The organism is Clostridium magnum DSM 2767 (assembly GCF_001623875.1).
Lineage (GTDB): Bacteria > Bacillota > Clostridia > Clostridiales > Clostridiaceae > Clostridium_AM > Clostridium_AM magnum.
The window spans coordinates 531,365-556,479 of record NZ_LWAE01000002.1; the positions used below are offsets into that span (position 1 = coordinate 531,365).

16 protein-coding genes, 1 pseudogene and 1 riboswitch are annotated in these 25,115 nt (G+C 32.5%); of the genes and pseudogenes, 15 read left to right on the forward strand and 2 right to left on the reverse strand.

Annotation, left to right across the window (positions count from 1 at the left end; all coding sequences use genetic code 11):
• Positions 1-18: 18 nt before the first annotated feature.
• From CLMAG_RS10015 to CLMAG_RS10070, 12 genes are all read left to right on the forward strand, one after another.
• A complete protein-coding gene (locus CLMAG_RS10015; protein WP_066621643.1) occupies positions 19-873 on the forward strand; it encodes an energy-coupling factor transporter ATPase in 855 nt (284 codons plus the stop codon).
• On the forward strand, positions 846-1,715 hold the full coding sequence (locus CLMAG_RS10020; RefSeq protein ID WP_066621645.1) for an ATP-binding cassette domain-containing protein: 870 nt from the start codon (positions 846-848) through the stop codon (positions 1,713-1,715). The genes CLMAG_RS10015 and CLMAG_RS10020 overlap by 28 nt, the downstream gene beginning before the upstream one ends.
• Positions 1,702-2,487, forward strand: a complete 786-nt coding sequence (locus CLMAG_RS10025; RefSeq protein WP_066621648.1) for an energy-coupling factor transporter transmembrane component T family protein — start codon at positions 1,702-1,704, stop codon at positions 2,485-2,487. Before CLMAG_RS10020 ends, CLMAG_RS10025 begins: the two co-directional genes overlap by 14 nt.
• Positions 2,488-2,522: 35 nt before the next feature.
• Positions 2,523-3,296, forward strand: coding sequence for a hypothetical protein (locus CLMAG_RS10030; protein ID WP_066621650.1), 774 nt, complete (start codon positions 2,523-2,525; stop codon positions 3,294-3,296).
• Positions 3,280-3,492: a hypothetical protein gene (locus CLMAG_RS10035; protein ID WP_066621655.1), complete on the forward strand. Its 213-nt coding sequence runs from the start codon at positions 3,280-3,282 to the stop codon at positions 3,490-3,492. The genes CLMAG_RS10030 and CLMAG_RS10035 overlap by 17 nt, the downstream gene beginning before the upstream one ends.
• A 112-nt stretch (positions 3,493-3,604) precedes the next feature.
• A complete protein-coding gene (locus tag CLMAG_RS10040; protein WP_082831866.1) occupies positions 3,605-5,044 on the forward strand; it encodes an NAD(P)/FAD-dependent oxidoreductase in 1,440 nt (479 codons plus the stop codon).
• Entirely contained in the window at positions 5,044-6,420 is a 1,377-nt protein-coding gene (locus CLMAG_RS33195) for an FAD-dependent oxidoreductase (RefSeq protein ID WP_066621659.1), read from the forward strand. The genes CLMAG_RS10040 and CLMAG_RS33195 overlap by 1 nt, the downstream gene beginning before the upstream one ends.
• 1,107 nt (positions 6,421-7,527) lie before the next feature.
• A complete protein-coding gene (locus CLMAG_RS10050) occupies positions 7,528-8,742 on the forward strand; it encodes a fibronectin type III domain-containing protein (RefSeq protein WP_066621660.1) in 1,215 nt (404 codons plus the stop codon).
• Positions 8,743-8,922: 180 nt separating this feature from the next.
• Positions 8,923-14,217, forward strand: a complete 5,295-nt coding sequence (locus tag CLMAG_RS10055; protein ID WP_082831867.1) for a cell wall-binding repeat-containing protein — start codon at positions 8,923-8,925, stop codon at positions 14,215-14,217.
• A gap of 432 nt (positions 14,218-14,649) precedes the next feature.
• Entirely contained in the window at positions 14,650-15,732 is a 1,083-nt protein-coding gene (locus tag CLMAG_RS10060; protein ID WP_242872995.1) for an aldo/keto reductase, read from the forward strand.
• Between the two features lie 71 nt (positions 15,733-15,803).
• Positions 15,804-16,682: an amidohydrolase family protein gene (locus tag CLMAG_RS10065; protein WP_242872996.1), complete on the forward strand. Its 879-nt coding sequence runs from the start codon at positions 15,804-15,806 to the stop codon at positions 16,680-16,682.
• A 257-nt stretch (positions 16,683-16,939) separates the two neighbouring features.
• Positions 16,940-19,201, forward strand: coding sequence for an MASE3 domain-containing protein (locus tag CLMAG_RS10070; protein ID WP_082831868.1), 2,262 nt, complete (start codon positions 16,940-16,942; stop codon positions 19,199-19,201).
• Between the two features lie 220 nt (positions 19,202-19,421).
• Here the strand turns inward: CLMAG_RS10070 and CLMAG_RS33625 are convergent.
• Both CLMAG_RS33625 and CLMAG_RS10075 read right to left on the reverse strand, forming a co-directional pair.
• A pseudogene (locus tag CLMAG_RS33625) lies at positions 19,422-19,502 on the reverse strand (SDR family oxidoreductase); the annotation flags it as partial.
• 16 nt (positions 19,503-19,518) lie between these two features.
• The gene (locus tag CLMAG_RS10075; RefSeq protein WP_066621672.1) at positions 19,519-20,211 is read right to left on the reverse strand and encodes a 4Fe-4S dicluster domain-containing protein; all 693 of its coding nucleotides are present in this window, start codon (positions 20,209-20,211) and stop codon (positions 19,519-19,521) included.
• 140 nt (positions 20,212-20,351) lie between these two features.
• On the opposite strand from CLMAG_RS10075, the gene CLMAG_RS10080 reads away from it, so the two are divergent.
• From CLMAG_RS10080 to CLMAG_RS10090, 3 genes are read left to right on the forward strand one after another with little or no spacing between them, the layout of a single operon-like run.
• On the forward strand, positions 20,352-21,254 hold the full coding sequence (locus CLMAG_RS10080; RefSeq protein ID WP_066621674.1) for an MBL fold metallo-hydrolase: 903 nt from the start codon (positions 20,352-20,354) through the stop codon (positions 21,252-21,254).
• A gap of 56 nt (positions 21,255-21,310) precedes the next feature.
• Positions 21,311-24,091, forward strand: coding sequence for a PAS domain S-box protein (locus CLMAG_RS10085; protein ID WP_066621676.1), 2,781 nt, complete (start codon positions 21,311-21,313; stop codon positions 24,089-24,091).
• Positions 24,084-24,740 carry a response regulator transcription factor gene (locus CLMAG_RS10090; protein ID WP_066621681.1) on the forward strand — a complete coding sequence of 219 codons (657 nt, stop codon included), beginning with the start codon at positions 24,084-24,086 and terminating at the stop codon, positions 24,738-24,740. The genes CLMAG_RS10085 and CLMAG_RS10090 overlap by 8 nt, the downstream gene beginning before the upstream one ends.
• A gap of 180 nt (positions 24,741-24,920) precedes the next feature.
• Positions 24,921-25,004: riboswitch (cyclic di-GMP riboswitch) on the forward strand.
• Positions 25,005-25,115: the final 111 nt, after the last annotated feature.

Here is a 25,115-nt window from a genome sequence, read left to right on the forward strand (position 1 = left end):
TTCTATATAGGTGAAAAAATGAAGGATAAAGGAATTACTTTTAATAATGTATGGAAAAAATTTAGTCCTAATAATTGTACAGAAAATATAGCTTTGAAGAATATTACACTTACTATAGAGCAGGGAGATTTTGTTAGTATAGTAGGAATGAATGGTTCGGGGAAATCCACACTTGCACGTATGATGAACGGCTTAATTCTTCCTTCAACAGGGGAAGTTGTGATTAATGGAATGAATACTATGAATAGAAAGAACATCAAGAAAATAAGAAGCTTAGTTGGTATGGTGTTCCAAAATCCAGACAATCAGATAATTAGTCCTGTTGTTGAAGAGGATATTGCCTTTGGTCCTGTAAATTTAAGACTCCCTTATAGAGAAGTGAAAGAAAGAATTGATTGGGTTTTAGAAGTTTTAAACCTGGAACAATTTAGGTATCATTCCCCACATCTTCTATCTGGTGGTCAAAAACAAAAGGTTGCTATTGCATCTGCTTTAGCAATGAAGCCTTCCTATTTAATATTAGATGAGCCTACATCTATGTTGGATAACGAAAGCAGAAGTGCATTAATAGATGTATTAAAATATTTAAATAAGGAGTTTGGTATAACTATTGTTTTAATTTCTCATCTAATGGAAGATGTGTCAGAGGCTAATAGATTAATTGTATTAAATAAAGGAGAAATATATCTTGATGATACTCCATGGAAACTGTTTGTTAATCCTGAAAAACTTAAAGCAATAGGTATTAGTCCGCCTAAAATAGTTTATCTACTTAATAAATTGAGGGAGAGAGGACATAAGATTGATGAAAAGATTGTAACCTTAAATCAAGCGGAGGAATTTATATGCCAATTATTGAAGCAAAAAACTTAACCTACAAATACTGTACAGGTACTACTTATGAACGTAAAGCCCTTGATAATATAACATTTAAGGTGGAGACAGGCGATGTTATTGGAATTATTGGAGAGAATGGTTCAGGAAAATCAACGCTTATAAAACACCTTAACGGAATATTACAGCCTACGGATGGAAGTATAAAAATTTTTGGTAAGGATATATGTGACAAACGGTATAGAAATGAATTGTGGGAAAAGGTCGGTATTGTATTTCAGTTTCCGGAACAACAGACATTTGAGGATACAGTATTCAATGAAATCGCTTATGGACTTAAAAATTTACAAGTTTCTAAAGAAGAAATTCCAGTTAGGGTCAAGAGTTCGTTAGAAAAAGTTGGATTGGAGTATGAGTCCATAATAAGTATTTCACCTCTTTCTTTAAGTGGAGGGATACGCAGAAGAGTAGCTGTAGCAAGTATATTAGCTATGGAACCTGAAATACTTATATTAGACGAATGCACCGCTGGCTTAGATTTACTAGGTCGTGAAAAAATTATAGATATTATAAAAAAAATAAAGAAAGAAAGTAAAACAACTATAATTATGGTATCTCATAATATAAGTGAGTTAATTGAATTATGCAGTCATATAGCTGTATTAAAGGATGGAAAATTAATTTCTTTTGGAAAAACACATCAGGTTCTAAGTGAAAAAAATGTACAAAAAATGTATTTTAATATGTTTCCTGACTATATTCAGCTTATGCATAAGTTGTCGGAAACCTTCGGAAATATAAATGCTAAAAGCATGTATATAGAAGAAATTGAAATGGAATTACACAATTTATTGAAAGGATTTAAAGATGAAAGAAATTAAATTAGGACAATATATAAGAGGAACCTCACTTATTCACAAGTTAGATCCAAGAGCTAAAATAATCTACTGTTTATTTATTGTTTGTTCTACCATAATAAATTCAGACTGGTTAATTATTTTAGTTAATATATGCACTTTAATTTTAGCCATAATTTTGTCTAAAATAAATATTTTTAAGTTCTTTTTTCGTATGAAATCCTTGCTGTTAATTTTTATGTTTACTTTATTTTTTCAAGCCATTCTTACTCAAGGTGAACAGTTATTTCATATATGGAAACTAAGCTTTACAAAAGAAGGCATTTATCAAGGAATACTTACGATATTTCGTTTAATTGCTATTTATTTATGTTCTACAATATTGACTATGACAACATCACCAATGAATTTAATATTTGGGTTAGAAGTATTGTTTTCCCCGTTGAAAAAGTTGAATATTCCAATTAATCAGTTAGCTATGATTATAAGTATAGCGTTAAGATTTATGCCAACTATCATTGAAGAAGTAGATAATATAAAATGTGCCCAAAAATCACGAGGTGCTCAATTTGAATCAGGAAACTTACTTGTTAGGTTGCAAAGTGTACTAGCTGTATTAATACCTATTTTGGCAAATTCTTTACAAAGAGCTAATGATTTAGCTGTTGCTATGGAGAGCAGGTGCTATGATTGTAAGTCAAGTTCAAAGGTTTCTTACAATGTTCCTTATAAAAGAATGGACATAATAGTTATTGGGGGAGTAATAATTAATTTAGTTGTGTGTTTTATAATATGAAGTGAAATTTGAATTAAAGTTTAGGAGGATGAAACATGAATATTCTTGTATGTATAGATGACACAGATAGTATAGATAGCAGAGGAACAGGAGAATTGGCAGAAAATATAGCTGATAATATAGAAAGCTGTGGTTGGGGGAAAGCATGCGCTGTAACAAGACATCAACTGCTTCTTCATAGAGAAATACAATATACTTCTCATAACAGTTCTATGTGTTTTTCAGCGGAAATTCAGCCAGAACATTTGGAAAATATAATAAGTTATGCTGGTGATTATTTAAAGAATGAAAGTGAACCAGAATCAGATCCTGGATTATGTGTAGTTGTTGTTGATGATTTAAGTGATGATAAAAGGCTTATAGAGTTTGGCTACAAGGCTAAAAGAATGATACTAAGTAAAGAAAATGCTTATGATTTGGCAAAAGAACTAAATGTACATCTTTCCGAGCATGGAGGAAGCGGTCTGGGAGTTATTGGAGCTCTTGCTGGAGCAGGGCTTAGATTAAGTGGAAATGATGGTTGGTTCAAAGGTGCTCATAAAGTTAAAACTTCAAATAGTATTATAAAAGTTTCAGAGCTTTGTTCTTACAAAAACATTGATAGGGTCCAATGTATACAGGGTGAATATTTAGAAGATAATGAAGAAGTAGTAATAGGAAAATTAGTAAAGACTATGTTGATAAATGGACAGGCAGTTGTTTTAGTTGACAAAGTAGATATTGAAGGTAATGGAGCTAGGTGGAAGACCTGTGGAAAGCAGCAATTAAGGGAATATGAGGAGATGAAGCTTAATGTGGATTGTAAATGAAAAAAAACAAAGAGAATTTTTAGGGGGAAAAGATAGTTGGCCTGAAGTAATAAAGGAAGCAGAGAAGTGTCCATTTTTTAGGTTTGATGTGGATGAGGAAGTTATAGAAGAGGAAGTTATAGCTTGTTATAATTGTATATTTAGAAGATGGACAGATAAGTCTTTTGCTTGCTGCCATTCTGCAAAGATGGAGTAAGTAATAGAGGGGGGATTTTATTTTTTACTGTAATATATTTTCATAAATTAAATTTTGAGAAGAAATCAGTCAGTGATAGTTAATATTTTAATATAGATTAGGAGTGTTTCAATTGTATGATGTTGCAATAATTGGCGGCGGTGTCTTAGGAAATATGGTTGCAAGAGAGCTGAGCCGTTATAAACTAGATATGGTTGTATTAGAAAAAGAATATGATGTGGGAGAAGAAACGACAAAGGCAAACAGCGGAATTATTCATGCAGGTTTTCACCCAAGAGGCGGAAGCTTGAAGGGAACAGCCTGTGTCAAAGGGAATGAAATGTTTCCAAAGCTGTGTGAAGAGCTTGATGTTCCTTTTGAACAGAGAGGCTCAATTTTTGTCGCTTTTCATGAGGGGGGAAAAGATCATCTTAAAAAAGTGTGGGACAGAGGAATCAAGAATGGTGTTATAGGTATGAGGATGATGGAAACAGATGAGGTATTAGAGATGGAGCCGCTCATTAGTCCCAAGGTTATTCAGGCCATGTATGCACCTTCTACTGCAATCATATCTCCTTTTCAACTGGTTGTAGCATTAGCAGAATCAGCTGTTCAAAATGGTATGGAATATCGTTTTAATACAGAAGTAATCTCGTTGGAAAGCACTGATGAACATTATATACTACATACAAATAACAAAGATATAAAAGCCAAATATATTGTAAATACAACAGGTGGGTTTGCCGGAAATATTGAAGCCTTTGTTAAACCTGCTGATCTTGTTATTAAGCCAAAAAGAGGGCAATATTACGTACTTGATAAAGAAGCAGGCTCTTGGGTAAGTCATGTTATCTATCAGGCACAAGAGGATAATGAAGGCGGAACTCTTTTAACTCCAACAATAGATGGTAATCTGCTTGTAGGACCTACTGCAGAATCTGTGCCCAATTTCAGACATACAGAAACAACAAAAGAAGGGCTTGCCCATGTTGAAAAAGTAGCAAAAAAGATTTTACCTAACTTTGATATGTCTAGAATTATAAGCAATTTTGCGGGATTACGTGCCAATATTACAAATGTGGTTAAAGAAGAAAAGGATTTTGTTATAAGGGTATCTGCATCAAGGTTTGTAAGTGCACTTGGCATAAAGAATCCAGGAATGACCTGTTCTCCTGCTCTTTCAGGTATAATTGTTGAACTGTTGCAAAAAGAAGGCTTGATACTTGAAGAAAACCGAAATTTTATTTCAAAGAGGGAAGGTATAAAAAAGTTCTTGGAACAAACACCAAAAGAACAGGAACGAATGCTTTTGGAAAATTCGGCAGAAGGTAAAATAGTGTGCCGCTGTGAAGGTATTACAGAGGGAGACATTATAAGAGCTATAAGAAGACCAATTAGCGCAACAAGTCTTGATGGTATAAAAAAACGTTTGAGGTTAGGAATGGGACAGTGTCAGGGAGGATTCTGCACCATGCATACAATCGATATCATCAGTAAAGAGCTTGGTATACCACCTCAAAAGGTACTAAAAAATACTCCCGGCAGCTATCTTATTGCAGGGGAGGTTAAATAATGAATCAAAAATATTATGATATTGTAATAATTGGAGGTGGTCCCGCTGGGATGGCAGCAGCTGTAGCTGCTAAGAAAGCGGGTATAGAAAGTGTTGTTGTTTTGGAGCAACAGAGCTTTTTAGGAGGCGTTTTGCCGCAATGCATACATGACGGATTTGGTTTACATATATTTGGGAAAAACATGACCGGACCAGAATATGCCGCATATTATCGTCGTTTATTTTCTGATATGAATATAGAAAATTATGTTTCAACTACAGTTATGGCGATAAATGATAAAAAGGAAATCACCTGTGTTGGAAAAACACTAGGAGCTGTTACAATAAAAGCCGGTACAATCATTCTGGCTATGGGATGCAAAGAAAGGTCGAGAGGAGCGCTGAGAATACCAGGGACTCGTCCGTCCGGAGTATATACAGCAGGAGCGGCGCAGCACATGATTAATATTCAGAATTATTTGCCAGGGAAATCAGTAGTCATTCTTGGCATGGGAGATATTGGGCTTATTATGGCACGCCGTCTGACATTGGAAGGATCTAAGGTTAAGATGGTATTAGGTTTAGAAGCCAATGGCTTACAACGTAATATGGTACAATGTATCCGCGATTTTGATATTCCTCTGAAATGTGGTTATGCAGTCACATCTTTACATGGAGTGAAGAGATTAAAAGGCGTAACCATTGCCCAAATAGATCCTAACGGAAATACAAGAAAAGACACCAAGAAGTATATTCCCTGTGATACTTTACTTCTTGCAGCAGGTCTTTTGCCTGAGTCTGAGATAGCTAAAAAGGCTGGTATAAAGATAAATGAAATTAATGCGGGTATACTGACAGATTCCAAAGGATGCACAAATGTTGATGGTATATTTGCTTGCGGGAATGTTACAAAAGTTCATGATCTAGTTGATTTTGTAACCTTTGAGGGTGAAAAAACCGGACTTTCAGCAGCTAAATATATAAAGAGAAGAAATGGAGAAGAGGCTTTTAATATTGAGGAATCTAACAAAAAATATGAAAAAATAAACAGCGACAGAAAAGGAGACCCAAATCTGCCTGATGATATAGAGAAGGAAAAATACAGAATTTGCATTCTATGCCCAAATGGATGCCTGCTTAAAGGAGAGTTAAATAAAAGCTGGACAATAAGCGGGTATCAATGCGAGAGGGGAAAAGAATACGGTCTGCAAGAAATTCAAAATCCAATGCGTGTCCTTACAACAACGGTTAAGGTGAAAGGGCAGGGCCGGGTTCTTTTACCGGTAAAAACAGATGGTGCTATTCCGAAAGAGAAACTTCATGCTGTTATGAAAAGTTGCCGGAAAATAACCATAGAAAACCCTTTGAGATTGGAAGTATTATTATATCAAATGTAGGAGATACTGGTGTTGATATTATAGCTTGTGATACTGTTTAGAACTCAATTTTTGTTTCAAAGAGTATATCTAATATTTTTGTAACTGTTGCTTGGCTAGGTAATTTTTATCCAACTCAACTAAGTATTGAACCGAGATTTGGTTCAAATTCAGGATGCTGTTCCGAATGATGTTATTATCCCATTCAAAACTACTGCTTTGTAAAAAAACAACATAAAGTTACATTAATGTATAGCTGAAAAATGTAGTTAGGTATTTTCGAAAAATATTAAAAACTAAATTTTATCCGATGACTACCCGCTCTAATACTCCCATCTTCTTCAAAGTGGGAGTAAAGAGCGGCTGCGTCCCTGGATTCGTTCAACTAAGAATCAGGTGGAGTTTGAAACCCCACCTGATTCAAGTTTACACTTCATAGATAGAGTCTAAGGTACAGCAATCTGGACTCTATCTTTTTTTTATTTGTTAAATTAGTAAAAATGATACAAAATATGATAAAAATGTTCAAATGTATCTGTGTATTGCGCTAAAATTAACAATAACAAACAAAAACATAATATAAAATTACAATATACAACTGTGTAGAACGTTTTGTTTATTTTTATTAGTTTTAGTAAATTTATAAAAATATACTCATAGTTTTTTATGACTTAATAATGGCGTTTTCATACGTTGTGCATTCCTAAGCCGCCATCACAAATGATATTTCCTTTAGATGTTAATTTGTTTCTCTTAGTTCCTCGTTTATTTAAGACAATAAAAGCAAGACACTTAAGAGAATCATGGATAAAACTATGATTTTGTTTTGAGTTATAACCTTTATCAGCAATAATGTAACTGCCATTAAGTAAAAATCATTCATTTGTATTAGTAAGAATTTCTATAAGATTAGAAATTTCATTGTATTAGCTTTAATAGAGGTTGCATCAACAGATATAAAATTGTTATCAAATTAGCCCTGTCAGGGCTAGTGAAATGAAGGCTTGTGAATTATGCACAAGGTTACACTAGATATTATGGGGGGTGGTTTTATTGAGTGTATTTGATTAGAAATTTAATTTCTAAAGATGTTAGTTGAAAATTTATTAAAAATACAAGGGGGGTATTATGAAAAAAACAGTAAGAATCACAAATCCAAAATCACTTTTACTAATTATTTCAATGGTTACAATGGTTACATTGATGACTTTACTAATGTCTGTAGTGGCACATGCAGATAATGTAAAGGGCATCATTAAGGCAGTAAATTTTCTAGGTTATGAATATGTTAACGAAACCACATTAAAGGTGTTTTTTGACAAAGGTTTATACTACCCAAATCAAGGACAGTTTAAAATAGAAACTGAAGGCGGCTCACCTGTTACTATAAGCAATATGAGCACTACTAGCGGCACCGGGTGGACTAATCCAATGTCACAAACAGGTACAATAGTTACCTTAACAACAAGCAGTAATTTATCATACAATACTAGATATAAAGTAACTGTTAGCAGCACAGTTCAAATGGCAAATTCTTTTTATTTGTCCCTAGGGAATTATTTGTTACATTCAGACGTTCAGTTCTTTTTTAAGACTCCTAATTCCGATGGCACCTATAGTGGAGCCCCACAATTGACATTGATTCCTACAGCTGACTATGTAGGTACATCTGATAATGTTGAGGCCATCTCAGATATTCCTATAGATGTTAATTACGAAAATTTTCACTTATCTGATATGAAGCTTCAGAAATCATCTGATAATGATGATCAGGATCCTTATACTGACGTTGCCATGGATACAACCCTTGATACTAACAGCACAGATGGAGCTGAATATTATACAGGGCAAATCAACGATGCTCATACTTGTTTATTTTTACCGTTGACTATTGGAAAAAACACTACACCAACATATAATCTTTTATCCTACAATTACTACTATAAATTGGTATTACCGCAAATAAGAGGTGTTAACAATGTGCTTGCGGATACTCCTTCCCAAACTACATTTTTAACTGGCCAAGAGGATACACCTGCTGGTTTAGGAAATCTTATACAAACTGTTACAGGATATACAACAAATAGTGTAAGTCTTTCATGGTCAGATGTGGCAACAGACGAAAGCGGACCTGCACCACACCATTACCATGTTTATTATTCTACAAATCCTTATTTTAATTTTGTTAAATCTACAGATACTGTTAGTCACAATGGTACAACTAACACTTGTACAGTAACTGGGCTAACTTCAGCAACTACTTATTACTTTAGAATTGTTCCTGCAAATTATTATGATGAAGAAGGTGGATTTTCACCTTATGTATCTCAAACAACCAATTAATACAATGCTAGGATAAATAATATGTAGTTAACTTATTATTGTCATCTTTAAGGATGGTTAACTTTAAACATTAATTAATTCATTTTGAAAGATTCCAAGCTTCAACGAAGTTATTATCATGATAAGTTCGAATATAAAGTTAACCATCTATATTCGAACCAATTAATAAAGGGGGGGACTATGATGATTAAGTCCTTAAAATTTAGAATAAGAAAAAAAACAGCCAAGTCCCTGTTGGGAGCAGTAATGTCTACCATTATGGTGTTTTCACAAGCTGCTGTGGCTTTTGCAGATGATCCTCTGGATGCTCTGGCTAATGCATATGTGGTTAGTGTTAATTTTAATGGTACGAATCAAATCCAGGCAGTTGAAGCTGCGCCAGGAGTAGCTAATATCGGGCAATTTTTGAGTACCAGCTTTACGGAAGCTTATCAAAAGGTTCCGGTAAATGCTATTTTTTCCATAAACACCAGTATAGGTAAGCTTGGACTTTTTAGAGGTACCGTTGATCCGACTACTGGTGAGCAAAGCACTACGGTGATGAATCGTGATTTGGTTCAGATTCAGGATATGAATGGAAATGCTGTTACTGGGATAACGGTATACAATAACAATGATCCAGCGAATGTTTCAGGGACGGATACAACTATAAAAGTAAGTACGAATAATTCTTTAGCCTATGATACTAATTATAATTTAGTAGTAAAAAAATATATTAGCCAAATAAATAAAACTAATATAGTTAAAGCTTGTATTAAACAGGATGTAGTCATACCTTTCAAAACAGAAGCTAGACCGAATCCAACGTTAACAAAAGCTGAGTTAAGAGGCGGTACTATTTGTCTTGAAGGATTAACTCCAGGCCAGAACTCAGAATATAACCTGGCAATAGACGGAAAGTTTGATGATGCTAATTGGAAACCATTTTCTTACACAGATGATACAGCTAATATAGCGGTGTCGAATGTAGCACTTACAGCTGATAGTAAAATCATGGTAGGGTATGCTAATACTGATAACAGCACACCAACTGTTACAAGCACGGCAATATCTGTTGAATATGCTTCAAATAGTGCACCAAGTTTTACTGAAGCTGTGCTTAGTGAAAATAATTTAGTTCTAAATGGACTTACTAAAAATGCAGCTAATATGGAGTATAGAATAGCTGAAAATGGACAAACTTATAGTGATTGGAAGGATTTAAGTGTCACAGGTACTTCAGCTTCAGTAAGTGCAGATGGACTGAATTTAGTTCAAGATAAGAGCCTGATTCAGGTAAGATATAAAGCAAATGCACCATGGTCAGCAAGTGAAATAGCAGAAAAGTCTATTACTTATGGTATAGGAAATTCAGCACCTCTAACTCAGGGTACTGATACAATTCTTGCAGATGGAATAAAGGTAACTTCAGTGAGTTTAAATACACCTGGAGAAGGTGAAGCTAACAATGTTACTGTTAGAGATGCAAGTGGAGAGAGGGTAGCTGATCCATCTGGTATGCCTAATAAGGGATTTTTCTATGGTGTTGACGATATGGTAAAAAGTGCAGGTGGAATTTACGGATTTACTCTTAAGGGAGCCGGCAGTGGAGATACTAATCATGTTAAAATAACAATTCCATATAATCTGCCCACTGAACTACCAGATGATGTGCCGGATTGTGGGGAGTACAATGTTTTAAATGACAGCAAGGTAGCTATCTATATGCTTACCCCACTCCATCTTGGAGATGCTTCTGAGATATGGCAGTACTGGAAAATGATTACTACAACTATTGATTCGGTTAATCATACAGCTACCGTAGATATAACTGGTTTTGATACAAATGGAAAGGATATAATTTTAGGGGTTAAATATTATGTATATTCTCCATCAAATTTTACAGTTAATAATTATTCAAGAACTGCTACATCTATTACTTTAAATATATATAAAGGAAGCACTGTTTGTGGTGTAAAGGAAATGGTACTTCAGCGTGTTAATCTTTATGACCCTACCGATGTAAAGACAGTAACGTTATCCTATAAAGATTATCCTAAGTTATTAAACTATGCTGTAGATACTTGGACATTATATACAGATAACGATCCAAAACCTGGAGTAAAGTATGCATATACTATTACATCGGTAACAGATATGTTGGGAAACATAGGCAGTACAATTGATCCTTCTACAGGTCAACCAGTTGTTATTCATTCAGCGCCTTGTTATGCCACTATTGATAGCATGGAAACTTTAGTTAAAGAAACTCAAGATTCCATTTATACAAATCTGAATAAATTGGATAATACTCTTGACGGTACGGGTATACGGTTTGCGTCTGGCGACAGTCAGAATTCTGTGACTCAGAAAATATTACTCCCAATTCAGGGGATATTCAATTATGGAGACTATGGTATAACCTGGACAAGCGATCGACCAGATATTTTAAAAATATCAAATGCATATAGTGCAAGTCGTGGAGATACAGAAATTCATCCTTTTGTGGATGAAAACGGTAACCCAATTAAAGATGGTGTGACTGTAAACCTTACTGGTACAATAAAATATGCTCTTCCTGATAGTGTTACAAATCAAACAGAAACAGCCACAGGAACAGTAACAGTTCCTGTAACTGTAAAATGGAATATAGTAAATGATGAGGTTATTATAGGAAATGAATTTTTGCATAATCCCAATATGGTACAAAGTTATACTTTAAATTTTGACCCAACCATAAATATTAACACTGCTGCAAAATTTGATGATTCTATAGCGAAAACTATTGTATTTCAACATAGTATTATTTTAACAAATAAGCTTTATGGTACTAGTGGGTCTATTCCTCAAGATTTAGCTATTGATGGCCATGGTAAAACTATAAAGGCGGATTTTTATGGTGCTTTATTTAATATACTACCTGTAAATAATGGATCCTTTACATTAAAAAATGTAACAATAGATATGAATCATAAAACTGGTCCGATTTTATCCGTGGGGTCTGTAGGATCTAAAATTACCTTTGATAATGTAAAGATAATAAATGCTGAAAATTGTCAATATGGTATTTTACTTGAGGCAGGGGTACTAGAAGAACAATTTATCGCAAATAATTGCCAATTTCCAAGCTTTAAGGTAGCTGCAATTGCTGCATCTACTTCTGAATACAGCAACTTGATTACTGTACTTGATAAGACATATAGAAATACGTATATGCCTATATCTATAAGTATAGATAACTGTACTTTTGATGGAGGTGGTAATCCAGGGTATGGAATCTTAAATGCTTTTGGAAATATTTCAGTTAAAAACAGTATTTTTAAAGGTTATAAAGGAGCTGTAAACACTGGCTGGAATTCTAGTAATGATAGTTCTTTAGGTCAACAATATCTTAAGGATGCTGACGGAAACGCTTATTTCGAATATAAAGGTATACCGGATGGTTCACCTTCAGCAGCTATTTTAGTTAAGGAGCAAGGTTTAATTGATTTAAATGGAAATACTATTACTGACTCAGATAACGGTATTTTAGCATGGACTGGAGAAAAGAATTTTAGCTTCTTGGTTAGCAAGACAGATGCTGGTTTTGTTGCTTATCCAACAATAAATGGAGTTAAAGTGGATAGCACTACAGCTGCACAGGTTGTGGACAGTGTACTCTCAAGCAATATGATTACTGAAGTTGAAGATAGCACTACAAATCAGATGGTAGTTCAGGATGCTTCAGACCGATATAATAGAACTACACTTTTAGCAAAAGCAGGTAAAGTTGATACAGCCAATTCAACAGATAATAGTGGTTCTGGATCAAGTAGTAGTTCAGGGTCAGGTGGTGCTTCATCAGGAGAAAATACTCAAACACCAGACATCAATTTAATAGAACCTGAAATAACAACAGACAGCAACTCAAATGTAATGGCTAGATTTGATGCATCAAAAATTAATAATAACCTTGTTAATATTATTCAAATTAGAGAGCCAAAACTTGAAAGTAAGATTCAGGTACAGATACCAGCAAATGCTTCAGCAAGTTTTAACATTGATACTGACGCAGTTAGCTTAGGTATACCAGCAGGTGTAGTAGCAGGTGTAGTAGATTTAAGTAGTTTAGGTGACGGTGCAGCACTACAGGTTTCTAAAAATATAGTGCCTGCTGCAGAGGCTAATGCCATTTTAGGAAAGGTACCTCAAGGTACTAAGAGCATCGGTAAAGTTTTTGCCTTTAACATGAATGTTTGTGACACTAATAATAGTGTAATAGCACCTATTCACAATTTTGCAAGTGATAAAACTGTAGCAGTAACAATTAAGCTTAGCAGTGACGATATAAATGGAATGAATAGATCAAAAATTTCTGCATTTTATTTTGATACTGCTTCCAATAGCTGGGCTGATATAGGCGGAAGCTTTAATGAAGAATTAATGGTATACACCTTTAATACAACGCATTTTACAGACTTTACTATTATGGAGAAGTCTTCAAGTAGTAGTTCAAGTAGTAGTTCAAGTAGTAGCTCAAGCAGCAGTTCATCAGCAGCAAAGACAGCAACGCCAGTAGTATCACCTGTAATAGCTAAAGCTTCAGAAAATGTAAAAAGAGTATCAGGAGTTGATAGAATAGAAACCTCTATAGCAATTGCAAAAGAACAGTTTGCAGATAAAGCACCAGATGCAGTTGTGCTAACTACAGCAAATGGCTTCCCTGATGCCCTCTCAGGTGAAGGCTTAGCTTATAAGTATAATGCACCAATGCTTCTAGTAAATAAATCTGTTAGTGAAAGTAAAAATGTGCTTGATTACATCACTAGTACTTTAAGTAAAGATAAAAACATCTATATATTAGGCGGTGCAGGAGTAGTCAGTACTGATATTTCAGATTATTTAATATCCCAAGGATATAAGGTAATCAGAATTGCCGGTAATGACCGTTATGAAACAAACCAGCAGATTTTTGATAATCTGAATGTAGCTTCAGGGACTTCTATGGTTTTAGCGAACGGAAATGGTTTTGCAGATGCACTCAGTATATCAAGTATTGCAGCCTTAAAGGGTTATCCAGTGTTACTAAGTGAAAAGGATAACCTATCAACTAATGTTATAAAGGATATAAAGAATATTCAGCCAACAAATGTGTATATTATTGGAGGAACTGGGTCACTTAGTGCTGATATTGAAGATCAGATTAAAAACATAAATGGAAACATAAATATAGTAAGGTTAGGTGGAAATGACAGATACGAAACTTCAATGAAGATAGTAGATTATTTTAATCTAGATACTGATACTATAAGTGTAGCCAGCGGAAAGGATTTCCCAGATGCTTTAAGCGGAGCTTTATTAGCTGCTAGGAGGAATTCTAGTATACTGCTTGTAGACAATGCAGATATAACTAGACAGAAAGAATTATTAAATAAACATGGTGTAAAGAATGTAATTATATTTGGAGGAGAAGGAGTAATAAGCAGTGATGCAGCAAATTCCTTAATTCAGAAGTAAGCTTTGCAGTTTAGGGTTACATTAGGATAGAGTAAAAAAAATTAAAATCTAGTAAGGAGGCACATTTTAGTACTGATGACTAAAATATGCCTCCTTCATGCATTAAAAAACGGTTGAATCTCGAATGGATTTAAACTCATAATTTCTATTTAAGAATACCTTTAATAATTGATGAAGAGGTGAGTTTTCTGAATAGGTATAAGTAGAATGTCCTGTTTCGTCTTTTCCAATTTTAATATATTCAAAATTAATCTTACTACTATTTTAAAGTATAGGCTTTTCTTTAAATATTTTTTAGTAAGCTATTGACTTAGAGTGTACTATAAGGTGTATGATATATGAAATGAGACTCTAATTTAAAGGAGGAGTATGATGTTATACAGAAAATTTGGAAAGACAAATGAAATGGTATGAACTTTGGGATTTGGATGTATGAGGCTTCCAATTCTTCCAGGAGGGGATCCAACTAAAATAGATGAAGAAAAGGCAATGAAGTTGATTCGTTATGCAATTGATGAGGGAGTAAATTATATAGATACGGCGTATCCTTACCATGGAACAGGTATGCATAAAGGTGGACAAAGTGAACCTTTTGTAGCAAAAGTATTAAAGGATGGATACAGAGAAAAAGTTAAAATAGCTACGAAACTTCCTAGCTGGTTGATAAAAACAAGAGAAGATATGGATAAATACTTAAATGATCAATTACAGAGACTCCACACAGATAGCATAGATTTTTACTTAGTGCATAATCTTAATGTTGGAGTATGGGATACATTAAAACAAGCAGGTATTGCTGAATTTTTAGATCAGGCTATAAAAGATGGAAGAATAAAATATGCAGGATTTTCATTCCACGATAAAATAGATTTGTTTAAAGAAATAGTAGATTATTACGATTGGTCATTCTGCCAAATACAATATAATTATATAGATGAGGATTTTCAGGCGGGAACGGAAGGCTTGAAATATGCTGCTGAAAGAGGTTTAGGAATTACAATTATGGAGCCGCTAAGAGGTGGCAAGCTTGTAGCCAATCTTCCAGAGGAAGCTAAAAATGCTTTTGATAAAGCAGATATAAAAAGAACTCCAGTGGATTGGGCATTGAGATGGGTATGGAATCATCCAGAAGTATCTGTTATTTTAAGCGGTATGAATGAGATGAATCAAGTTGTGGAAAATATAAAGACAGCAAGTGAAGTAGAGGTAAACTCAATGACAGAAAAGGAATTAAAGATAGTTGAGGAAGTAAAAACTATTATTAAGAATAAAATGAAAGTAAATTGTACAGCCTGTGAATACTGTATGCCTTGCCCAGCAGGAGTGAATATTCCTAAATGTTTCACCTTTTATAATAACTACCATATGTTCGGCAAAGAGGAGAGCTATGATCGTTTCCTTACAGCTCAGCAGAAGGCGTCAAGTTGCGTAGAGTGTGGTAAATGTGAAACTCATTGCCCACAGGGTATTTCAATTCGTCAAGAATTGAAAAATGTTAGATCAGTATTTGAATAACTTTCACAAATTGCCTAATGAATTGGGAAACATAGTAAGGAGTTCTTAAAAGAATGTCTTCAACAAGGTAGGTGTTTTTATTGATAATTGATTGCCACATACACATTGCTCATAATACATTATTCAAAAAAAAGGAATGGAATAGCTCCACAATCGACTTTAAAATAGACTGCCTTACAAGGATTTTAAAAGAGTATAAAAAAAATAATATACTTGCACTAAGGGATGGTGGAGATGGAATATTTGCTTCCTGTCTAGCACGGGAAATTGCAACAAAAGAAGGAATAATATATAGAACTCCGATATTTGGAATTTGTAAAAAAGATCACTATGGATCATTTTTAGGAAGATCTATTTCTGGAATTGATGATTTTAAAAGAGAATTTGAGGTTTTAAAAGAAAATAAATTAGATCACCTTAAAATAATACTAACAGGAATAGTGAATTTTAATAAACTTGGTGATGTGGGAGAGGTGGCCTTTACATATGATGAGCTAGAATATATGGTAAAAAGTGCAAAGGAATATGGAGTTCCAGTAATGGTACATGCTAACGGCAGTAAAGGAGTATCTGATGCAATAAAAGTAGGAGTTGATACCATAGAACATGGTTTTCTTATTTCTGATAAAGAACTATATGAAATGGCGGAAAAAAAGATGGTATGGGTACCGACTCTTTCTCCACTTGGCAATATACTTCGTGCTAAGGATCCAAATTTTAGAGATCAACTAGATATAATAAGAAAAGTATATGATATACAGACTGAAAATATAAGAAGGGCTTGCGAAATAGGTGTTAAAATCGCCCTTGGAAGTGATGCTGGTGCATACTGTGTTGGACAAGTTTCTGGAATCTTCGATGAAATAAAATATTTTGAGAATATTGGATTTAGAAAAGATACTGTTTTAAAAATGTGCATAGAAAATGGTTCAGAGGCTCTTAAAATATAGATATGGAAGACAGAAGCTTTATAAATACTAAAAGGGAGTTGTTGAAAAATTACTTTAAAGTAGTTTTACAACAACTCCCTTTTAGTATTTAACTAAGCTGAAAAAGTGTATTTAGATTTAAATATGTGGAGAATTATATCATTTAATCAGAATTTTTTTCAATATAATGTATATTAGGTAAAAGTATTCCATCATATGTGTATTTATGATAGTATATAGTATATAGTTTCTTACAGCTTGGGGGGGATTTTAAAGTTATGTTAATTGATAGTATCAAAGTTAATTCAAAAAGCTCTATGAACTCTTTAATAATTAGATCTTTAATGGTGAAATTTTTAACAACATTAAGTTTATCTTTTTTTATTTCCATATTTATACATGATGTTTTTATAAGATATGTGGACATATACCATACAGTTTTAGAGCTAGTTTGTGTATTTATAGCTTTATCAATATTTATATCTGTATGGCATCTATACAATCGCAATCCAGCAAGCTGTAATATACTGGGCTTTGGATTTTTAGCAGTTGCTATTTTTGATTCATTGCATATATTTTATCATTTAAAGTTAAATCTAACCCAAGATTTATATTTTGATTTTTCTACAAAGTTTTGGATATTAGGTAGGGCTACGGAGGCTATTGGCTTATTGTTATCCGTACAAGTAACTATATCAAAATTAAAAAAATGGACAAAACTTTTCATTACACTAGTTCTAATTCTAGGTGTATGCTGTTTTCTATTTATTTACGGTGACTATCTGCCTATATTACTGATAAATCAGGGAGTTACACCTGTAAAGGTGATGTTAGAATATGTAATTATTTCTTTATATGTAATGAGTTTGTATAAGGTGAAAGATAAAATAAATTATAAAGAAGTAATAACATATAAGTATATCTTTATATCTCTTCTTATGAGTGTTTCTTATGAGGTTTGTTTTACTTTATATACTTCTGTAAATTCAATTTCATGGACTTTTGGTCACATATTAAAAATTACGTCTTATTACTTTCTTTTTAAAGGAATTTTTATTAGTACAATAGTTTATCCCTATGAGCAATTAGAGATAGAGCATGGAAGTTTAGAGAAAGCGACCAAAGAACTAAAATATACCAGTGAGACTTTAAGTGATTTACTTGATGCACTTCCAATAGCAGTAAAGGAATACGACGTTAATGGTAAAATAAGATATATTAACAAGAGGTTTGAAGAATTATTTCAATGTAATAGGAGAGATTTATGTGGACTTACAGAGGAAGAGTTTTCTCATAAGTTTCCAAGTAAAATTCTTAAAAATGGAAAGGATACAAAAAATATAGTCAGAATTTATAAAAGAATGAAGAGAGATACCATCAAGCTATCAATAAATTCCAAACAAGTTAGAAATGGTTTATTAGTATTTTTTAGTGAAGTGAAGAAAGATCAGGAACTTGAAAATTTACATATACAAACGGAGACAATACTTGAAGCTGTGGATAGCTGCATATTAATCCTTGATAAGAATAGAAAAATTGTTCTTTGTAATAAAACAGTTGAAGAAGTACTGGAAACAAATAGAGAAGATATTATTGGTATAAATATAGATAAACTAGATGAATTGATAAAGATAAAGGTTGAAGAACCTTCTGACGTTACTTTAAAAGATAATACAAGAAAACAATTTTACCAAGTATCATTATATTCTCTAAAGGGTAATAAAAAAGAACTGATACTTGACTCAACTCCTATTAAAGATGTTGATGGTGATATAATTGGCAGTATAAGTATAGGCAGAGATATAACGGAATATAAAAGAAAACAGCAAAAACTAATACAACAGGAAAAACTGGCACTACTTGGGCAGATGGGAGCAGAAATCGTTCATGAAACTAGAAATTTCCTTACAACAATTAAAGGACGAAGTCAATTAATTGTTGCTGTGACTCTGAAAGAGGATGTTAAGAAGCATGCTTTAAAGATAAATGAGGAAGTTAACGAGGTAAATAGAATTATAAGTGAATTCCTATTTCTTTCAAAGCCAAGAGAGACTGAACTGATGGAAGTTTCTATGTTAGATGTATTTCAGTCTATAGAAAGTATGGTTAAGTCATCCTCTTTAATGAAAGGTATTGATGTTGATTTTCAATTATCTAAAGAAGAACGATATGTTATGTGTGATGAGGCAGAGTTAAAACAAGTTATACTAAATATATGTAAAAATGCTGTAGATGCAATGGCTGATAAAACTAATGCAAAGCTAAAAGTTGAAACTGGTTTTCAAGAGGTAACTAATGAAATGTTTATAAAAATAACGGATAATGGAGTAGGTATATCAGAAGAAAATTTAAAGAAGATAGGAACACCATTTTTTACAACAAAAAAGAGTGGTACCGGTTTAGGCTTAAATGTTTGCTATAAAATAATAAAGGAGCATAAGGGAAGGGTAGAAATAGAAAGTACACTAGGAATAGGAACAATTTTTTCCATTAGGCTCCCTTGTATAGATGATATAGACGATGAAGAGATAATGTTATAGAACGGGTATTTATAAATTTTTATGAATAAAAACTATGCATATAAGTGAGGAAGTTTTGATATGCTCCCTTTATAGTAGACAGTTAAAATGATAAAAACTGTTTCTATAAGGAGAGCATATCATTTTTTTCTATTGTCCATAGCTTTTGTTTTTATATAGTGCTTTTATGCATTTTGCAATAGTACTTTAGTGATTAGAAAACATAATTTATAAGTAAAAATCAAGATCCTAGGAAGCTACCTCCATCTACATGGATAGTCTGACCAGTAATGTAGCTGGAGTCATCAGAGGCTAGATAAACATAAGTAGCCTATAATTTAACGAAGCCAATCTGGGTTTCCAGGGACAAAGGGCCTTGTACCATATTTTTTCCTGAATTCACCAAGAACAGTTGCAATAACAGCCTCATTATCCTTAAAAGTATCTACAGCTTTTATTGATTCCATTTGCTGACTAAAGGGACAGCTGGATATACAAATACCACAGTCAGTTCCATATTGTCTCCATCTAATGTAGCAGGTTTCCTGTTCAATAATCCAATTTAAATGCCCATTACTTTCTTTTTCAGGTTCATTTGAAATAGATTCAGAAGGACATGTAAAAGCACAGTTTTTGCAGAGGCTACAAAAATCTTCAAGTCTACCTCTATGGGTATAAAAATGATAATCTTTAAGTTCTGTTATTCCTACTAATTTTGCACCATACTTTCTAGCGAGACCCTTTATTCTTTTAGTTATAATATTTTTGTTCCCTTGAACCTTTTCAGGATTTACTTTGCCTTCAGATAAATGCCTTATATCCTCTAAAAATTCAAAGGCGCAACTTGCCATAGGAGAGTTTAATGGGTTATAAGTATTAGTGCCTTCACTACAGAGATTGGGTCTTTGTCTTATACTATCATCGATAGCTTTCTTTTCGGGATTTCTACTATAATAATCCGCATAGTCTTCACTTCCTTTTTTATATTGAGCTCTAGCCGACATTGTATCTCTTTCATCAACTCTTTTCATCATATTCCCCCTAAAAATAACTAAGTTAACTATATTTAGCATACTACCTTAGTAAGATGTATTGGAAGGTCTAACTTATGTTATAATTTTATTATTAGAATAAAGTTGATGGTGTTCTAGCAGTAAAGGGGTTGAAGAAAATGGAGATAAAAAATGTAAAAGGAAATACATTTTGTATTGATACTGGTATGACATATATACCTTTTTATAAAATCAATGATGAAGAGATTATTATGTTAGATTCAGGATGGAAAAAGGAGAGAGAAGGCATAGACGAACTCTTAGAAAAAAACAACTTTAAAGTAGTTGGTATAATATGTAGTCATGCTCACATAGACCATGTAGGAAATAATAAATATTTAAAGGATAAATATAACTGCGTTATCGCTATGTCAGCCTATGAAGCTCTCCTATGTAGCTCTACGGTAACTCTAAAGGTTTATTATAGCAATGAAACATTGACTGAGGTTACAGAGCATTTTGGACATATGGTTTGTGAAACGGATATTATGATTTCCAATGAGCAAGATAAAATATATGTATGCGGTATTAAATTCAAAATTCTTCATACACCAGGGCATAGTCCTTCCCACATGTGTATTATTACTCCTGATGATGTTGCCTATATAGCAGATGCTCTCATAAGTTATGAAGTCATGGCAGGAGCTAAGATGCCCTATGCTTATATACTGAGAGAGGATCTGAAAAGTAAAGCAAAGCTTTATGATTTAGAATGCAGTGAGTATGTGGTGGCGCACAAAGGTATCTATAATGATATTACAAAGCTTATTAGTGATAATATAAATTTCTATAAAAATAGAGCTGAAAGGGTATGTGCTATAATAGATGATGCTATGACAATGGAAGAAATTCTTAAGGAGGTTGTCAAAAGATTTAATATTCCTGTAAAAAGCAGATATAAATATGCTCTAATAGAAAGAATGTTAAGGTCTAACGTTGAATATTTAAACGAAATAGGGGATATAGAGTTAAATATGGATGACGGATTTCTTAAATATTCGAGAAATTCATCTAGTATCTAAATTGTAACACAAAAATTACTAGTATATAATAAATATGAGCTGAAAGGTGGGTTTTGGTGATTAGCCGTCATTATAAACAAAACAAAATTAAATTAAAAAAATATATCGGAAGAAATGTAAATATATTAAAAAAACTTAGGGACAGTGAAAATAACTTTCGAAGTTTTTTTGAAACTATTCATGAAATGATTTTTGTGGGAACACTTGATGGAAAAATTATTTATACAAATACAGCAGTATCAGAAAAGCTAGGGTATTCTAGTGAAGAATTAAAAAATATGTATATACTTGATGTACATCCAGAACAGTATAGAAAAGAAGCTGAAATAATACTTTTAAAAATGCTAAAAAAAGAGCTAAGTATATGCCCAATTCCGTTAAATAGGAAAGATAATAAGTTACTTCCTGTAGAAACTCGTGTTTGGTTTGGAAAATGGGATAATAAAGATGTTATTTATGGATTATCAAAAGACTTATCCTTAGTTCAAGCTGAGCATGATAAATTTCAAAAACTTTTTGAAAGTAATCCATGTCCAATGGTTATAACCGAAATTGGCAGTAGCAAAGTAATGCAAATTAATGAAGCTTTTGTTGAGAAAATTGGCTATGAAAGAAGTGAAATTATTGGGAAAACAACGTATGAATTAAATCTTTTTCCTGATTATATTCGCAAAAAAGAATTGGAAAAACAGATCGTTAATAAGGGGAGTATTAAAAACGAGGAATTGGAAATCTACTCAAAAAATGGTGATAAACTCACAGGACTATTTTCTGGTGAATTATTAAATTATATAGGGCATGAATTTTTTCTCACGGTAATGACAGATATAACACAGCGTAAATACGCAGAACAGCAGCTAAAAAACAAATTAGAGGAGTTAAATGTATTTTTTGATGTAGCTTTAGATTTATTATGTATAGCAGATTTAGATGGCAAGTTTTTAAAGTTAAATCGACATTGGGAAGAAGCACTTGGTTATTCGTTACAGGAGTTAGAGGAAAGAAAATTTATGGATTTTATCCATAATGAAGACATACAAAGTACTAAAGAAGCTATGAAGGACTTAAGTTTAAGTAAAATAATATCTAATTTTGTGAATAGATATCGCAGTAAAAATGGAGACTATAGATGGATAGAGTGGAGATCGATTGCTTTTAATAATCGCATTTATGCAGCAGCTCATGATATTACTGACAGAAAAATAAGGGAACAGGAATTATTTAATGCAAAAAAGGAAGCTGAAGTTGCGAATTTGTTGAAAAGTCAATTTCTTGCTAATATGTCCCACGAAATTAGGACACAAATGAATGGAATTATAGGTTTTTTACGACTTCTAGCTGAAACAGAGCTTAATGATGATCAGAGGAGTTATTTAAATGACATAATAAATGCATCTGAAAATCTTACATATATTATTAATGATATTTTAGATATTTCAAAGATTGAGTCTGGTAAGATGGGATTAGAGGAGACTGAAATTAATTTAAAAACTATTATTGAGGAAGTAGTTTTATTATTTCAGCCATCAGTAAATAGTAAAAAAAATAGTATTAATTTATTAATACATTCTGATGTTCCGTTAAAACTTAAGGGTGATAACATAAAGATAAAACAAATATTTAATAACTTGATAAGTAATGCAAATAAGTTTACAGAAGAAGGGAATATAAGTATAACTGTAAAAAAAATAAGTGATAATAGTGATAAGGTGATTATAGGGGTAGCTGTTGAAGACAATGGAATTGGCATTGAAAAAGATAATATTAAAAAATTATTCAACCCCTTTGTACAAGCAGATGCATCAACTACTAGAAAGTATGGAGGTTCTGGACTAGGATTATCTATAACTAAGAAAATTATTCAGATGATGAATGGAAAAATTAAAGTTAAAAGTGAATTGGGGAAGGGGTCAAAATTCTCTTTTTATATAGAATTATTAAGATGTGAAGATGATGATATGTTAGTTATTAATAGCACTGAAGATAATGCAAGGAAATTACTTGCAATAAATAGTAATTCTGAAACTAAATATACAGATAATAAGAAGTACGAAAAAAGACGTATAAACACATATAAAAATCCTCTATCTGTTTTAATTGCTGAGGATAATGAGATCAACAGAAAATTATTAATTAAAATATTACATAATGAAGGTTTTTCTTGTGAATGTGTTGAGAACGGTAGGTTAGCTGTGAAAAAATGTTTGAGTAAAAAGTATGATATTGTTTTTATGGATTGCCAAATGCCTATGATGGATGGTTATAGAGCATCACTTTTAATCAGAGAGTTAAGTGAAGAATATATACCCATTATCGCTATGACTGCTAATGCAATGAAAGGTGATAAAGAAAAATGTATTGAGGCCGGAATGACCGGTTATCTAAGTAAACCAATTGATATTAATAAGCTGAAGCTTATACTATCTAAATATGTTGATAACCAAGTAAAAATAAAAAAAGCAATTGCAGAAAAAACTACACTGAGATTTCACGATATAGTATTAAAAATTGTTAGTGAATTGAATTTTACCAAAGAAATAGCAGAAGAGCTATTGATGGATTTTATACAAACAATGCCTAAGTTACTAGATGATTTGGAAAATGCTCTATATGATAAGGATTATTCGGAGGTTACTAGAATTTCACATGGTATTAAAGGTGCAGCAAGCAATCTTCGTATACAAGAATTAGCTAAAGTTTGTTTTGAGTTAGAAAAAAAATCCAAATTACAAAATCTAGAGTTATGTACTATTGGGATTAAGGATATAAACAATATATATTTTAATTTATATATGGATCTTAGCAAAAGAGACCTGAGAGAGGAAAAAAATGATTAAGATTTTATTAGTTGATGATATGAGAATTGTACGAGAATGTTTAAAAATGATTATTGAAAAGAATAGTGATTTTGAAGTGGTTGGCAGTGCTTGTAATGGACTTGAAGCTATTGAAATGTGTAAAAAATGCAAACCAGATGTTATTTTGATGGATGTTATCATGCCTGAACTAAATGGTATTGATGCGATAATGAAAATAAGAGAGGAAAATAAAAAAGTAAAGATCCTTGTTTTATCTTCAATAGGAGATGAGGATAATATTATGAAATCAATTAAAAATGGTGCAGATGGGTATGTGCTAAAGGATATAGGAGCAGAAGAACTTATATTAGCAATACAATGTATAAATAAAGGTTTGAGTTTTGTTCATAAAAATGCATATAGTATTAATATTTCAAATAATTCAGATAAAATGAATAAAATAAACTCGGAAAAACAAATAAAGATAAACAGCATTTTTAATGAGCTCACAAATCGAGAAAAGAGTGTTCTTGAATTGGTAGCTGAAGGAATGTCAAATGAAGAAATAGCGGTAGCACTTAATATTTCTGAAGGAAGAGTAAGAAATGTGGTTTCAATTCTAATTTCAAAATTTATGCTTAATAGCAGAACTCAATTGGCTGTAACAGCAGTAAAGTTTTATTTATAGGTAAGGCTTATTGAAAAAATACTTTCTATATATTTATAAAAACTGTGAAGTTTTTAATATTACAATAAAAATTTCACGGTTTTTTGTGACATTTGACACTATTCTACATTTGGATATATGTGTATAATTCTTAATAGTATGGATGTACTTCTACTTAATTTATATAAGATTTTAAAATTTTATAGAGTTGGAAGCGATGAAAAATTTCCTATATATGGGCACCTGGGAAGTTTAGAGTTAGTGGTGCACCCTGCCAACAATTAATTTAACATTAATTGTTGGCATTTTTATATACAAAATTTCCTGGGAAAAGAATCAGATTTAAAAACAGTTGTTGAATATAATTAACGACAGCTTATAGGGAGTGAATGAGTA

Bases quoted from the DNA above. Each gene is read 5' to 3' on its own strand.
- CLMAG_RS10015 (WP_066621643.1), top strand. From the start codon at position 19: ATGAAGGATAAAGGAATTACTTTTAATAATGTATGGAAAAAATTTAGT.
- CLMAG_RS10020 (WP_066621645.1), top strand. From the start codon at position 846: ATGCCAATTATTGAAGCAAAAAACTTAACCTACAAATACTGTACAGGT.
- CLMAG_RS10025 (WP_066621648.1), top strand. From the start codon at position 1,702: ATGAAAGAAATTAAATTAGGACAATATATAAGAGGAACCTCACTTATT.
- CLMAG_RS10030 (WP_066621650.1), top strand. From the start codon at position 2,523: ATGAATATTCTTGTATGTATAGATGACACAGATAGTATAGATAGCAGA.
- CLMAG_RS10035 (WP_066621655.1), top strand. From the start codon at position 3,280: ATGTGGATTGTAAATGAAAAAAAACAAAGAGAATTTTTAGGGGGAAAA.
- CLMAG_RS33195 (WP_066621659.1), top strand. From the start codon at position 5,044: ATGAATCAAAAATATTATGATATTGTAATAATTGGAGGTGGTCCCGCT.
- CLMAG_RS10050 (WP_066621660.1), top strand. From the start codon at position 7,528: ATGAAAAAAACAGTAAGAATCACAAATCCAAAATCACTTTTACTAATT.
- CLMAG_RS10055 (WP_082831867.1), top strand. From the start codon at position 8,923: ATGATGATTAAGTCCTTAAAATTTAGAATAAGAAAAAAAACAGCCAAG.
- CLMAG_RS10060 (WP_242872995.1), top strand. From the start codon at position 14,650: ATGAGGCTTCCAATTCTTCCAGGAGGGGATCCAACTAAAATAGATGAA.
- CLMAG_RS10070 (WP_082831868.1), top strand. From the start codon at position 16,940: ATGTTAATTGATAGTATCAAAGTTAATTCAAAAAGCTCTATGAACTCT.
- CLMAG_RS10075 (WP_066621672.1), bottom strand. From the start codon at position 20,211: ATGAAAAGAGTTGATGAAAGAGATACAATGTCGGCTAGAGCTCAATAT.
- CLMAG_RS10080 (WP_066621674.1), top strand. From the start codon at position 20,352: ATGGAGATAAAAAATGTAAAAGGAAATACATTTTGTATTGATACTGGT.
- CLMAG_RS10090 (WP_066621681.1), top strand. From the start codon at position 24,084: ATGATTAAGATTTTATTAGTTGATGATATGAGAATTGTACGAGAATGT.